The following is a 12,538-nucleotide window of genomic DNA, read 5'->3' as shown; positions in this document are numbered from 1 at the left end:
CCTGCTGGCGCGGCATCGGCAACGCGTATCCCGCGTCCCGTGCAAGCGAGGGGGCCCGCGAACCGATCAGATGCGCGAATACGTCCACGACTGCATGCGCCCGTCGCGATATGGCATGACGCCATGGAACGGGCGTGGGTCGCCATCGAACACCAGGGGCAGGAAATTGCGATCGCCCTCCCACATCGGCACCTGGTCCATCTGGTCGATCGCGATCCATTCCAGCGTCCCTTCCGGATTGGACGTGTGTGGCGTCCCTTCGAAGCCGTGGATCAGGAACACGAAGCCCAGCCAGTCTTCGCCCTGTTTGCCGAAACCCGGCCAGCTGATGGTGCCGCGCAGTTGCATCTGGCCGCAGTCCACGCCGGCTTCTTCACGAATTTCGCGGCGCATGCAGGCCAGCACGTCTTCGTCCGGCTCCATCTTGCCGCCCAGGCCGTTGTATTTGCCCAGATGCTGGTCGCCGGGACGGGCGTTGCGGTGAATCATCAGCACCTGGGTGCCGTCCGGCGACAACAGGTAGCCGAGCGTGGCGACAATCGGGGTATAGGGCATGGCACGCGATCTGACATGAAGCGCATCAGTATGACTGAAGCGGTATGACCGAAGCGGCGTGGCGTACGCCGCGGCAACGCTGGCTCAGCCGACGGCGGCCTGCGGGTTGGGCCGCGGCGGTGCCACGTAATCGGTATCCAGGCGCAGCGTCGCAACGCCGTGACCACGCTCGGCCAGGTACTCCAGCCACTTGCCCAGGAACGTATTCATCCGCATGCGGTGGCTGATCAGCTCGGCCGGCGGCGGGAACATGCCCATCACGTCCTGCCAGCGACGACCGACATAGCAATGTGTGGTCTCGGCCTGGCGTGCGTCGCGATACAGGCGCACATACGCCGACGGGTCCGGCTCGCCAGTCACCGGGTCGCACAGGTCGTAGGTCAAGCGCAATTCCACCGTGTAGCGGTGGCACTCGATCACGTCCAGCCGCAGGTTCAGGCCGTCGCCGATCGACGACACATAGGAACCGGGGGCCAGATCGGCCGGAGCGAACAGCCGGGTCAGATGCTGGAAGTTTTCTGCATACAAGCCCATCAGCCAGCCAAAGCGGCTCAGTTTGGGAATGCGTTCGAGTTTGCTCAGTGCTTGCGCCATGGGCCGATCCTACACGCTGCGCCGCCGCACGGGCAGCATTGACGAGGGCCCAATCGCAGGCCTACCTTGGCGGAGCCCTGCCCCGCCCGCTTCGTTCCCAAGCCACCGCACGAACTGCTAGGCCAGTTCCCCCGGCCACTGGGCACGCCCACCGAAGACCCGCTAGACGGCTACCACTCCCGAATGTCCAATCCTCCCTCCCCGATCAAAACATTTCGCGCTGAAGTCCCAGCGTAGACAACACCTTGCTGGAGATTTCTTCGATCGACGTATTGGTGGTGCTGAGCGAGGGAATGCGCTCCATCTGGAACATGCGCTCGGCGATCGCCACTTCGCGCCGGCAGGTCTCTGCCGCGCTGTAGCGCGAATTGGCCCGCCGCTCCTGCCGAATCTGCTGCAGCCGCTCCGGATCGATCGTCAGACCGAACAACTTGCTACGGTAATTACGCAACCGCGGCGGGAGCTGTTCGTTTTCCAGATCTTCGTCGGTGAGCGGATAGTTGGCGGCGCGAATGCCGTAATGCAAGGCCAGGTAGATGCAGGTCGGCGTTTTACCCGCGCGCGACACCGCTACCAGGATCACATCGGCCTCGTCGTAATTCAGTGCGATGCCATCGTCGTGACTCAGCGCGAAGTTCATCGCGTTGATGCGGCGGTGATAGGTTTCGAAATCGACCATGCCGTGCGCGCGGCCCACTCGCGAATGACGCGGCGCGTTGAGCTCGCGCTCCAGCGGCTCGATGAAGGGCGCAAACACATCCAGCATCAGCGCACCGCTTTCGGCCAGAATCATGCTCAATTGTGGATCCACGCACGAATTGACCACGACCGGACGCACCTGATACCGCTCGCCCGCAGCGCGCACACGCATCGCGGCGTCGCGCGCTTTTTCTGCATCATCGATGAACGACATGCGGTCGGTGACGAAGTTGAACCCGCTGAACTGCGTGAGCAAGCTATGCCCAATCGTTTCAGCGGTGATACCGGTTCCATCGGAGACGTAAAACACCGGCCGAATTGTTGACATCAAGACCACCTCTTTAGAACTAGTGTTCAAAACTTCGGGTTCATGCTTGTGCATATTCCGCTGTGCACTGCATCATAGCGGCTTCTTCCTACGGACGCGGCCATCCAGCCCGCTCGGGCGATGGCCATACGGAGCATCGCGCTTGAACGAGAATATCCTGTGGTTGCATGAGCTACGCCTGGCCGACCTGGCCCGCGTAGGCGGTAAGAATTCCTCACTTGGCGAGATGATCGGCAACCTTGCCGGGTTGGGCGTTTCGGTTCCGGGTGGATATGCGACCACTGCGGAAGCTTTCAAGGACTTCATCGCCCATAACGATCTGTCCAAGCGCATCTTCGACAAGCTGGCAACGCTGGATGTCGAAGACGTGAACGCGCTGACGCTGGCCGGCAAGGAAATCCGCGGCTGGGTGATCGACGCACCGCTGCAGCCGGAACTGGACCGCGACATCCGCGCCGCTTACGAACAACTGTGCGCCGAGAATGGCGGCGGCGACGTTGCGGTTGCCGTGCGCTCCTCGGCAACCGCCGAAGACTTGCCGGACGCCTCGTTCGCAGGCCAGCAGGAAACCTTCCTCAATGTGACCGGCGCCGACGACGTGGTGCACAAGGTCAAGGAAGTGTTCGCCAGCCTCTACAACGACCGCGCGATTGCCTATCGCGTGCACCATGGCTTCAAGCACGAAGACGTGTTCCTGTCGGCCGGCGTGCAGCTGATGGTGCGCTCGGGCGTGGGTGCTGCCGGCGTGTTGTTCACCCTGGACACCGAGTCCGGTTTCCGCGACGTGGTGTTTGTCACCTCCAGCTTCGGCCTGGGCGAAATGGTCGTGCAGGGCGCGGTCAACCCGGACGAGTTCTACGTCTACAAGCCCACGCTGGCTGCGGGCAAGCCGGCGATCCTGCGTCGCTCGCTTGGTAGCAAGGCCATTCGCATGGTGTACTCGGATGTGCCGGGCGAGCGTGTGCGCACCGAAGACACGCCGGTGGATCTGCGCAGCACCTTCTCGATCAGCGACGAAGACGTGCAGGAGCTTTCCAAGCAGGCGCTGGTGATCGAAAAGCATTACGGCCGCCCGATGGATATCGAGTGGGCCAAGGATGGCGTGAGCGGCAAATTGTTCATCGTGCAGGCGCGCCCGGAAACGGTGAAGTCGCGCAGCCACGCCACCCAGATCGAGCGCTTCTCGCTGGAGGCCAAGGACGCCAAGATTCTGGTCGAAGGCCGCGCGGTCGGCGCCAAGATCGGTAGCGGCGTGGCACGCGTGGTGCGCTCGCTGGACGACATGAATCGCGTGCAGGCAGGCGATGTGCTGATTGCGGACATGACCGACCCCGATTGGGAGCCGGTGATGAAGCGCGCGTCGGCGATCGTCACCAACCGTGGCGGCCGTACCTGCCACGCGGCCATCATCGCGCGTGAACTCGGCGTGCCAGCCGTGGTGGGCTCGGGCAACGCCACTGACGTGCTCAGCGACGGCCAGGAAGTGACCGTGAGCTGCGCCGAAGGCGACACCGGCTTCATCTACGAAGGCCTGCTGCCGTTCGAGCGCACCACCACCGACCTGGGCAACATGCCGCCTGCCCCGCTCAAGATCATGATGAACGTGGCCAACCCGGAGCGTGCCTTCGACTTCGGCCAGCTGCCCAATGCCGGTATCGGCCTGGCGCGCCTGGAAATGATCATCGCCGCGCACATCGGCATCCATCCCAACGCGCTGCTGGAATACGACAAGCAGGATGCCGACGTCCGCAAGAAGATCGACGCCAAGATTGCCGGCTACGGCGATCCGGTCAGCTTCTACGTCAACCGTCTGGCCGAAGGCATCGCGACGCTGACCGCGTCGGTGGCGCCAAACACGGTGATCGTGCGTCTGTCGGACTTCAAGTCCAACGAGTACGCCAACCTGATCGGCGGCTCGCGTTACGAGCCGCACGAAGAGAACCCGATGATCGGCTTCCGTGGCGCCAGCCGCTACGTCGATCCGTCCTTCACCAAGGCCTTCTCGCTGGAGTGCAAGGCGGTATTGAAGGTGCGTAACGAAATGGGCCTGGACAACCTCTGGGTGATGATTCCGTTCGTGCGCACGCTGGAAGAAGGCCGCAAGGTGATCGAGGTGCTGGAGCAGAACGGGCTCAAGCAGGGCGAGAACGGGCTGAAGATCATCATGATGTGCGAGCTGCCGTCCAACGCGCTGCTGGCCGACGAGTTCCTGGAGATCTTCGACGGCTTCTCGATCGGCTCCAACGACCTGACCCAGCTGACCCTGGGTCTGGACCGCGATTCGTCCATCGTGGCGCACCTGTTCGACGAGCGGAACCCGGCGGTGAAGAAGCTGCTGTCGATGGCGATCAAGTCTGCGCGCGCCAAGGGCAAGTACGTGGGCATCTGCGGCCAGGGGCCGTCGGATCATCCGGAGCTGGCCGAGTGGTTGATGCAGGAAGGCATCGAATCGGTGTCGCTGAATCCCGACACCGTGGTCGACACCTGGCTGCGTCTGGCCAAGCTTAAGAGCGAGGGATAACAGGAATGGGGGGTGCTTTGTTGGCAGCGGCTGCGGGAGCAGTCGCTGCGAAGCCGGCGGCAGCCAAGGCGGCGGAGCCCGCGTTCAACTGGGCCAACATTCCCTGGGCGCAATACGCGCTCAACTGGGGGCTGGCGCTGCTGATTCTTGTGGCCGGCATGTGGTTGGCCAAGCAACTCAGCCAGTGGTTGCACCGTGCGCTGACCCGCGCCCGCATCGAGATCACGTTGACCAACTTCCTGCGCAACGTGTCGTATGCGTTGCTGCTGGTGCTGGTGTTCGTCAGCGCGCTGAGCAAGATCGGCGTGCCGCCGACCTCGCTGATCGCGGTACTGGGTGCGGCCGGTCTGGCCGTCGGCCTGGCGTTGAAGGATTCGCTGTCCAACATCGCTGCCGGCGTGATGCTGATCGTATTGCGGCCGATGCGCGATGGCGACCACGTGGTGATCGCCGGCCAGGAAGGCATCGTGGACGAGATCCGGATTTTCCAGACCCGGCTGCGCAGCTTCGACGAACGCATGATCACCCTGCCCAACAGCACCATCACCACCGCGCCAATCGTCAACTACAGCACCCTGCCCAACCGCCGCCTGGAAGTGACCGTTGGCGTGGGATATGGCGACGATCTGAAGAAGGCCCAGCAACTGCTGCTGCAGATCGCCAAGGACAATCCGAACATTCTGGAGTCGCCGGCGCCGTTCGTGCAGGTCACCAACCTGGGCGAAAGTACGGTCGATCTGATGTTGTTTGCGTATGCAACCAACGGCAATTTCGGTGCGGCCAAGAGCACCACGCTGGAACAGATCCGTAACCAGCTGCTGGAAAACGGGCTCAACATCCCCTACCCGCAGCGCGATCTGCACGTGTATCACCACGATGCAGATGGCAAGCCGATCTCCGATCTGTTGCTCAAAGGCCTTACCGATGATGGCGATCTGAACAAGGGACCTTCGTTGGCGCGTTGATGCGGCGAGACAGGCAATCCCGCAGTAGAAAACAAACAGGCCGCATCGGACGATGCGGCCTGTTTTATTCGTGTGGATTGCTCGGAGTCGTGTTTGCGAGCCATGCAACCAAGTGACGTTGACAGGCGCTTCAATGGCACGCTGGACACAGCAGATTGCTGGACGCCTCAAGCCACTGCACCGCCCACACTGCGGAACACACGCCGGCAGTTTCTCAGCCTTCCACACCCACAGCGGTATCGCCGCCAAGTGCGCCCATGAACTGACGATAGTGACGCAGCTCATCAATCGAATCGCGCACATCGCTCAGGGCGGTGTGGGCCGAGCTCTTGGCAAACCCATTAGCCACCGTCGGCGCCCAACGCCGCGCGAGTTCCTTGATGGTGGACACATCCAGATTGCGGTAGTGGAAATAACGCTCCAGGCGCGACATTTGGCGATGCAGGAAGCGGCGGTCCTGGCAGATCGAGTTGCCGCACATCGGCGAGGCGCCGGCGCGGATCCACTCGCCCAGAAACGCCACCGTCTGCGCTTCGGCCTGTGCATGGGTGACCTGGCTGTCGAGCACGCGTTGCCACAGGCCGGAGCGACGGTGCTGGTTGCGGTTCCACTCGTCCATCGCTTCCAGGGTGGCCAACGGGTGGGCGATGGCCAGTTCCGGCCCTTCGGCAAGCACGTTCAACTGCGCATCGGTCACGATGGTGGCGATCTCGATGATCGAATCGCGATCGGTATCCAAGCCGGTCATTTCCAGATCGATCCAGATCAGTCGGTCGTTACCCGCAACGTTGTCTGCCATATCACCGTCCTGTGGAGGCCGTTGCCGGCCGGGGTACTGAAAGGGCGCGCATCATACCGCGGCCGTGCCGCTCAGGGCACGAGCGGCGGCTTGCCACGCTTGGCACGAAAATAATTGGTCAGCCGCAGGCTTGCCTCTGCAGCCAGCACGCCGCCCGCCACCTGCACGTGATGGTTGTGGCGCGGGTCGGCCAACAGGTCGAAGACACTGCCGCAGGCACCGGTTTTGGGGTCACTGGCAGCGAATACCACCCGCGCGATGCGCGCATGGATCATCGCCATGGCGCACATCGCGCACGGCTCCAGTGTGACGTAGAGCGTGCAGCCGATCAGGCGGTGATTGGCCAGGCGGCGCCCGGCTTCGCGCATCGCCACGATTTCGGCATGCGCGCTGGGATCGTGGCTGGCGATATTGAAGTTCCAACCTTCGCCCAGCACGTTGCCTACGGCATCGACGACCAGCGCGCCAACCGGAATCTCGTCGTAGTCGCGCTCGGCACGCGCGGCCAAGTGGAGGGCGTGCTGCATCCAGTGCACGTCGATCGCCGAGTGTGGCGTATCGATCGGCGCATCGGTGGGCAACCCGGCAGGCAGGCTCACGTAGGCGAGCCGCCCTGACGTTCCAAGAACGCGGCGAACGCAGCAACCGTCGCCTCGCTGACATGGTGCTCGATGCCCTCCGCGTCGCGACGCGCCGTGGCTTCGTCGATGCCAAGCGCAAGCAGGAAGCGCTCCACGATCTGGTGCCGCTGCCGGCTGGAGGCAGCCAATGCCTCGCCGGCCGGGGTCAGAAACACGCCGCGGTAGGGCCGCTGCACAACCCAACCATCGCGTACCAACCGCTTGAGCATCTTGGCCACGGTGGGTTGCGCCACGCCCAGGCGCGCAGCGATGTCGACCTGACGTGCTTCGCCGCCGTCGACCAGAAGATCGGAGATCAGCTCCACATAGTCTTCGACCAGCTCGGCGCGGCGCGCTTCGCGCACCTGACGGAAGCTTTCCATATGCACCTGTGCATCGATCAGGACCGGCGCAGCCGCTTCCACCTTTTCGCTCTTGCCCACCCTTGTCCTCGCTATCGTCGCCGGCGTCGCTGCCGGGATGCGTAGTTTGAAGCACGCGGCCGATCAATACGATTGAGTTTGCCAATGCTCAACAGCATAGCACTTGCTATATCATCCTCATCGACCCGTCCTGGCCTCCCCCCGCATGTCCGCCGACACCACCGCCTCAGCGCTATCGTCAGCCACCACCACCGGTGGCCTAGGCGACCACCACGCCAGCGTCTCCGTGCCCAAGGGCGGCCATTGGTGGTTCCGCCTGCTGGCGTTTCTGGGGCCAGGCTACATGGTGTCGGTGGGCTACATGGATCCGGGCAACTGGGCCACCGATCTGGCCGGCGGTTCGCAGTTCGGCTACCTGTTGCTGTCGGTGATCCTGTTGTCCAACCTGATGGCGATCGTGCTGCAAGGCCTGTCGGCGCGGCTGGGCATCGCGACCGGGCTGGATCTGGCGCAGGCCTGCCGCGCGCGCTACCCACGCGGCGTCAATCTGGCGCTGTGGGGCATTTGCGAACTGGCAATCATCGCCTGCGATCTGGCCGAGGTGATCGGCACCGCGATTGCGTTGAAGCTGCTGTTCGGCATCCCGCTCACCGTGGGCGCGATCATCACCGCGGTGGATGTGGTACTGGTGTTGTTCCTGATGAACCGCGGATTCCGTGCGCTGGAGGCGTTCGTGATCGCGCTGCTGCTGATCATCTTCGTGTGCTTCGGCATCCAGATCGCATTGGCCGCGCCGCCGATTGCGGCAGTACTGGGCGGTTTCATTCCGCGTGCGCAGGTGGTTACCGACCCGCAGGCGCTGTACCTGGCGATCGGCATCATCGGTGCAACGGTGATGCCGCATAACCTGTATCTGCATTCGTCGATCGTGCAGACGCGCGCGTATCCGCGGACCGATGTCGGCAGGAAATCGGCGCTGCGCTGGGCAGTCACCGACAGCACCGTGGCGTTGATGCTCGCGCTGTTTATCAACGCATCGATCCTGATCCTGGCGGCAGCGGTCTTCCATGCGCAGGGCCGCACCGACGTGCAGGAGATCGAACAGGCGCATGCGTTGTTGGCGCCAATGCTGGGTGTTGGCCTGGCCTCGACCCTGTTCGCGGTGGCACTGCTTGCTTCCGGCATCAATTCCACCGTGACCGCCACGTTGGCCGGGCAGATCGTGATGGAAGGCTTCCTGCAATTGCGCATGCCGCCATGGGTGCGGCGCTTGCTAACCCGTGGCATTGCCATCGTGCCGGTGGTGATCGTGACCTGGCTATACGGCGAAGCCGGCACCGCGCGGTTGTTGGTGCTCAGCCAGGTGGTATTGTCGATGCAATTGCCGTTTGCGGTGATTCCGCTGGTGCGCTTCGTCTCCGACCGGCAATTGATGGGTGCGTTGGTGGCGCCGGCGTGGCTGGTGCGCATCGCCTGGGTGATTGCGGCCGTTATCCTGTGCCTCAATCTGAAGCTGCTGTGGGACACCGCGCTGCACTGAAAGGCGATCTCTTCCGTCATCGCTGCGCTTGGGTTCGATTCGCTGAGTCGTGCGGCTAGGACGCTGAAAGAAGACCTCGCGCACTGCTCGCTTCACTACGCAACATCACTGGTGGACATGGCCTCGGCGCGCGTTAAGCGGCCGCGTCCGTTGACGTCTCCAGTTCGGCCTGCGCATCGCTCCACCCGATGACAGTCCACGCGCTGGCCGGTGCACTGAGCACGCGCGTGCAATCTGCGTGCATGCCACTCGCGCTGTACTTGGCGCATGCACCGGTCTGTCCGTTGCCCGCAATGGCTTGCGCTGCGTGGGTACGCCGGCATGACGCGTTTGCGCATGCATGCGACCGCCGGGTTGCATACCCTCGCCTACAGGAGTTCTTATGAATCCGTTCGAGGCGCATCCGGCCGATGCCGGACGCCGCAATTTTCTCATTTCTGGCACGGCAGCCGTGGCAGCGTTATCGCTGCCAACGCTCGCCAATGCTGCTGCGGCCACGCGCGCGCAGTCCACCTCGTCGCCCCACTCGTCCACTCATGGAGTCAACACGATGTCCAATTTCGTCAAACGTCCCGACGGCGCCAACATTTTTTACAAGGATTGGGGCAAGGGCCAGCCGGTTGTGTTTTCGCATGGCTGGCCGCTCAGCGCCGATGCCTGGGATGCGCAGATGCTGTTCATGGGTCAGCACGGCTTCCGGGTGATTGCGCATGATCGCCGCAGCCACGGCCGTTCGTCGCAGACGTGGGACGGCAACGAGATGGATAGCTACGCAGACGATCTGGCTGCGGTCATCGACGCGCTGGATTTGAAGGACGCGATCCTGGTCGGCCATTCCACCGGTGGCGGCGAAGTGGCGCATTACATCGGCCGCCATGGCAGCAAGCGTGTCGCAAAGGTGGTGCTGGTCGGTGCAGTGCCCCCGCAGATGGTGAAGAGCCCGACCAATCCGGGTGGCCTGCCAATGAGCGTGTTCGATGGCATCCGCGCTGGTGTGGCCAAGGACCGTTCGCAGTTCTATCAGGACCTGACCACGCCGTTCTTTGGCGCCAACCGGGATGGCAGCAAGGTCACCCAGGGCATGCGCGATTCATTCTGGCTGCAGGGCATGTTGGGTGGACACAAGGGCCAGTACGACTGCATTAGGGAATTCTCCGAGGTCGATTACACGCCCGACCTGAAGAAGATCGATGTGCCAGCACTGGTGGTGCACGGCGGCGACGATCAGATCGTGCCGATCGATGCATCTGCCAAGTTGTCGGCCAAGATCATCAAGAATGCAGAGTTGAAAATCTATGCCGGTGCGCCGCACGGCCTGACCTTCACCCACACGGATCAGTTCAACAAGGATCTACTGGCGTTTGCGAAAGCCTGATCCAGTCGTAGCGGCTCAGCAAAGGCCGGCGCGCGCGAGCCGGCCTTTTTTTGATTTACCAGGCATGGATAACTCGTAAAAGGCTACATGGACGTACTTGTGGCGTGTTCTGCGATGGCGGGAGGGCAAGGGCCCTGCGGCCAATATACAAATCAGCCGCTCTGCGACCCAGACTCACATCATCCACCCCGCCATGGACCAGCGCGAAGTTCCTCCGCAGTCGCTATCAAGCATTCACCCAAAAGCGTTGATTCGGCAGGGTTGCACAGGCCACCCGCTTTCGAACATCGTGCTGATTTAATGCAGCAACCATTCGGCAAGTAGAAAATCACCGCTCATCGCCACAACCAACAAGGCACCTGTCAGGCGTGGCGGTACAGGCAACGGAAGCTTGAGCAGCCGGCAGCCGATGCCGCTGATGGCCTTCCAATTCACGGGCATCAGATATCCGAATGCGCGTGTGGCGGCAACGGCGCACCGCCGCCACCGACGAAGTGGCGCACCACCGGTGCCCGTTCGCCTTGATGCAGGGCACGGATCTGCTCCTGCAAGTGGCGGTCGTCGCCAGTGACGCGTTCGTGCTGCCGCAAATGCTCCAACCACGAAGCGACGATGAAGTATTCCAGTTGCACGCCAGGTGTTGCAGCGTCCTCGGCAATGCCCCAGACCACGGCGCCATCGCGGCGACGCGCATTGCCCAGCTGCGTCATCAACTGTAAGAACCGGCTGCGTGCGTCGGCACTAATCCGGTATTCCACCGTCACCAGCACCGGGCCACGGTCGTGCTCCACGCTGTCCGATTGCGCAGGTGCAGGCCAATGCCCGCCGGGAGCGAGATCCAACTGTTCGGTTCCGGCAAGGCGTGCGCGCTTGACCAGCAGCGCTGCGATCACTGCACCGGCAGCGGCGATCTGCAGGGCTGTCGCAATGGAAGTGCGCTGCGCCAACGCGCCCCATAACAGCGAGCCGCTGGCCATGCCGGCAGAAAACACTACGATATACAGCGACAACGCACGTGCGCGCACCCACGCCGGCACGGAGGTCTGTGCTGCGATCTGCAACGACGACAGCACGGTGATCCAGGCCAGACCGTTCACCACCATCACTACGCACAACACGCCGATCTGCCGCGATAGCGCCAACCCCAACAGCGATGCAGCGCAGACCAGGGTGCCGACGAACACCAGCAGATCGCGGTCGTAGCGCGCACGCAGACGCGGCAACAGCAAGGCGCCGCTGATGGCGCCGATGCCGATGCAGCCCAGCAGGATGCCGTAGCTGCCGGCGCCCAGCTGCATATCGCGGCGGACCACCAAGGGCAGCAATGCGGTCAATGCACTGGCAAACAGGAAAAAACCGGCGGCCTTGATCAGCACCGCCTGCAGGCGGCCGGCTCGCGCGGCATAACGCAACCCGGCACGCAGACCTGCGCCGAAGCTCTCAGGCGGCAATGCCGAGGTATGCACATCGCGGCGCCATCGCCACAACACGCACAGCATCAGGCCAAACGTCACGCCATTGAGCAGGAATGCCCACGGTGGGCCGAATTGCGCCACGACCATGCCGCCCACGGCCGGACCGATCGATCGGGCGATGTTCATGCCGATCGAATTGAGCGCTACTGCCGAGGCCAACATCGGGTGCGGCACGAGCTCCGAGACGATCGCCGCTTGCGCCGGCATCGCCATCGCTGCGCCCATGCCCATCGCGAAGGTCAGCGCAACGAGAACCCACGGCGTCAGCGACTGCAGATGCGCCAGCATGGCGAGCGTGCCGGCCACCAGCAACATCCAGCCCTGGGTGAACATCAGATAGCGGCGACGGTCGACGATGTCGGCCAGCGTGCCGGCGACCAGGGCGAACAACACCACCGGCAAGGTGGTGGCAGATTGCACCGCTGCCACCATCAACGGCGAGCCGGTCTGTTCGGCCATCACCCAGGACGCGGCGACATCGTTGATCCAGGTGCCGATATTGCTGCCCAGGATCGCCAGCCACAACGCGCGAAAAACTGGCTCACGCAGCGGCGCCCAGGCACCACCTTCGGCAGGTGCGGCAGAAACAGTCATCGCGGCAAGGCTCCAGGCAATGGGATGAAACAGACCATGACAAGGTGCGCGGCATCCATCGCACCTGCACACCTGCGTGGTAGCGATAGC

The 12,538-nt window shown here is 63.1% G+C and carries 12 protein-coding genes; 4 read left to right on the top strand and 8 right to left on the bottom strand.

Features of this window, described 5'->3' with window-relative positions; all coding sequences use genetic code 11:
* Window positions 1–66 precede the first annotated feature (66 nt).
* From M0D43_RS21300 to ppsR, 3 genes are all read right to left on the bottom strand, one after another.
* On the bottom strand, window positions 67–555 hold the full coding sequence (locus M0D43_RS21300) for an NUDIX hydrolase (RefSeq protein WP_260807596.1): 489 nt from the start codon (window positions 553–555) through the stop codon (window positions 67–69).
* A gap of 84 nt (window positions 556–639) precedes the next feature.
* Complete coding sequence (locus M0D43_RS21295; RefSeq protein WP_101363955.1) at window positions 640–1,149, bottom strand: DUF1249 domain-containing protein; 510 nt, start codon at window positions 1,147–1,149, stop codon at window positions 640–642.
* A gap of 205 nt (window positions 1,150–1,354) precedes the next feature.
* Window positions 1,355–2,176: a posphoenolpyruvate synthetase regulatory kinase/phosphorylase PpsR gene (ppsR, locus tag M0D43_RS21290; RefSeq protein WP_010373220.1), complete on the bottom strand. Its 822-nt coding sequence runs from the start codon at window positions 2,174–2,176 to the stop codon at window positions 1,355–1,357.
* Window positions 2,177–2,318: 142 nt separating this feature from the next.
* Here ppsR and ppsA point away from each other — a divergent pair, with 142 nt between their 5' ends.
* Together ppsA and M0D43_RS21280 are read left to right on the top strand one after the other, a co-directional pair.
* Window positions 2,319–4,697, top strand: coding sequence for a phosphoenolpyruvate synthase (ppsA, locus tag M0D43_RS21285; protein ID WP_260807594.1), 2,379 nt, complete (start codon window positions 2,319–2,321; stop codon window positions 4,695–4,697).
* Between the two features lie 5 nt (window positions 4,698–4,702).
* Window positions 4,703–5,662 (top strand): mechanosensitive ion channel family protein, encoded by a 960-nt coding sequence (locus M0D43_RS21280; RefSeq protein ID WP_260807593.1) that lies wholly within the window; start codon window positions 4,703–4,705, stop codon window positions 5,660–5,662.
* Between the two features lie 214 nt (window positions 5,663–5,876).
* On the opposite strand, the gene orn is transcribed toward M0D43_RS21280, so the two are convergent.
* The 3 genes from orn to mntR form a co-directional block, all read right to left on the bottom strand.
* Window positions 5,877–6,461 carry an oligoribonuclease gene (gene orn, locus M0D43_RS21275; RefSeq protein WP_046964110.1) on the bottom strand — a complete coding sequence of 195 codons (585 nt, stop codon included), beginning with the start codon at window positions 6,459–6,461 and terminating at the stop codon, window positions 5,877–5,879.
* A gap of 71 nt (window positions 6,462–6,532) precedes the next feature.
* Window positions 6,533–6,988, bottom strand: a complete 456-nt coding sequence (tadA, locus tag M0D43_RS21270; protein ID WP_260808308.1) for a tRNA adenosine(34) deaminase TadA — start codon at window positions 6,986–6,988, stop codon at window positions 6,533–6,535.
* A gap of 68 nt (window positions 6,989–7,056) precedes the next feature.
* Window positions 7,057–7,524: a manganese-binding transcriptional regulator MntR gene (gene mntR, locus M0D43_RS21265; RefSeq protein ID WP_101363950.1), complete on the bottom strand. Its 468-nt coding sequence runs from the start codon at window positions 7,522–7,524 to the stop codon at window positions 7,057–7,059.
* A 145-nt stretch (window positions 7,525–7,669) separates the two neighbouring features.
* Between mntR and M0D43_RS21260 the strand changes: the two genes are divergently transcribed.
* Both M0D43_RS21260 and M0D43_RS21255 read left to right on the top strand, forming a co-directional pair.
* Window positions 7,670–9,004, top strand: a complete 1,335-nt coding sequence (locus M0D43_RS21260) for an Nramp family divalent metal transporter (RefSeq protein ID WP_260807592.1) — start codon at window positions 7,670–7,672, stop codon at window positions 9,002–9,004.
* Window positions 9,005–9,554: 550 nt separating this feature from the next.
* Window positions 9,555–10,379 (top strand): alpha/beta fold hydrolase, encoded by an 825-nt coding sequence (locus M0D43_RS21255; RefSeq protein WP_260808306.1) that lies wholly within the window; start codon window positions 9,555–9,557, stop codon window positions 10,377–10,379.
* A gap of 297 nt (window positions 10,380–10,676) precedes the next feature.
* Here the strand turns inward: M0D43_RS21255 and M0D43_RS21250 are convergent, their stop codons facing one another.
* Entirely contained in the window at window positions 10,677–10,820 is a 144-nt protein-coding gene (locus M0D43_RS21250; RefSeq protein ID WP_260807590.1) for a XapX domain-containing protein, read from the bottom strand.
* On the bottom strand, window positions 10,820–12,448 hold the full coding sequence (locus tag M0D43_RS21245) for an MFS transporter (protein WP_260807589.1): 1,629 nt from the start codon (window positions 12,446–12,448) through the stop codon (window positions 10,820–10,822). The genes M0D43_RS21250 and M0D43_RS21245 overlap by 1 nt, the downstream gene beginning before the upstream one ends.
* Window positions 12,449–12,538: the final 90 nt, after the last annotated feature.

It is taken from the genome of Xanthomonas prunicola, assembly GCF_025266575.1.
In the GTDB taxonomy this organism is placed as follows: Bacteria; Pseudomonadota; Gammaproteobacteria; order Xanthomonadales; family Xanthomonadaceae; genus Xanthomonas; species Xanthomonas prunicola.
This window is presented reverse-complemented; position numbering and strand designations above follow the sequence as displayed.

What these genes read in the sequence shown, in the direction of transcription:
- M0D43_RS21300 (WP_260807596.1), bottom strand. Translation starts at nt 555, where the DNA reads ATGCCCTATACCCCGATTGTCGCCACGCTCGGCTACCTGTTGTCGCCG.
- M0D43_RS21295 (WP_101363955.1), bottom strand. Translation starts at nt 1,149, where the DNA reads ATGGCGCAAGCACTGAGCAAACTCGAACGCATTCCCAAACTGAGCCGC.
- ppsR (WP_010373220.1), bottom strand. Translation starts at nt 2,176, where the DNA reads ATGTCAACAATTCGGCCGGTGTTTTACGTCTCCGATGGAACCGGTATC.
- M0D43_RS21280 (WP_260807593.1), top strand. Translation starts at nt 4,703, where the DNA reads ATGGGGGGTGCTTTGTTGGCAGCGGCTGCGGGAGCAGTCGCTGCGAAG.
- orn (WP_046964110.1), bottom strand. Translation starts at nt 6,461, where the DNA reads ATGGCAGACAACGTTGCGGGTAACGACCGACTGATCTGGATCGATCTG.
- tadA (WP_260808308.1), bottom strand. Translation starts at nt 6,988, where the DNA reads ATGCAGCACGCCCTCCACTTGGCCGCGCGTGCCGAGCGCGACTACGAC.
- M0D43_RS21260 (WP_260807592.1), top strand. Translation starts at nt 7,670, where the DNA reads ATGTCCGCCGACACCACCGCCTCAGCGCTATCGTCAGCCACCACCACC.
- M0D43_RS21255 (WP_260808306.1), top strand. Translation starts at nt 9,555, where the DNA reads ATGTCCAATTTCGTCAAACGTCCCGACGGCGCCAACATTTTTTACAAG.
- M0D43_RS21250 (WP_260807590.1), bottom strand. Translation starts at nt 10,820, where the DNA reads ATGCCCGTGAATTGGAAGGCCATCAGCGGCATCGGCTGCCGGCTGCTC.
- M0D43_RS21245 (WP_260807589.1), bottom strand. Translation starts at nt 12,448, where the DNA reads ATGACTGTTTCTGCCGCACCTGCCGAAGGTGGTGCCTGGGCGCCGCTG.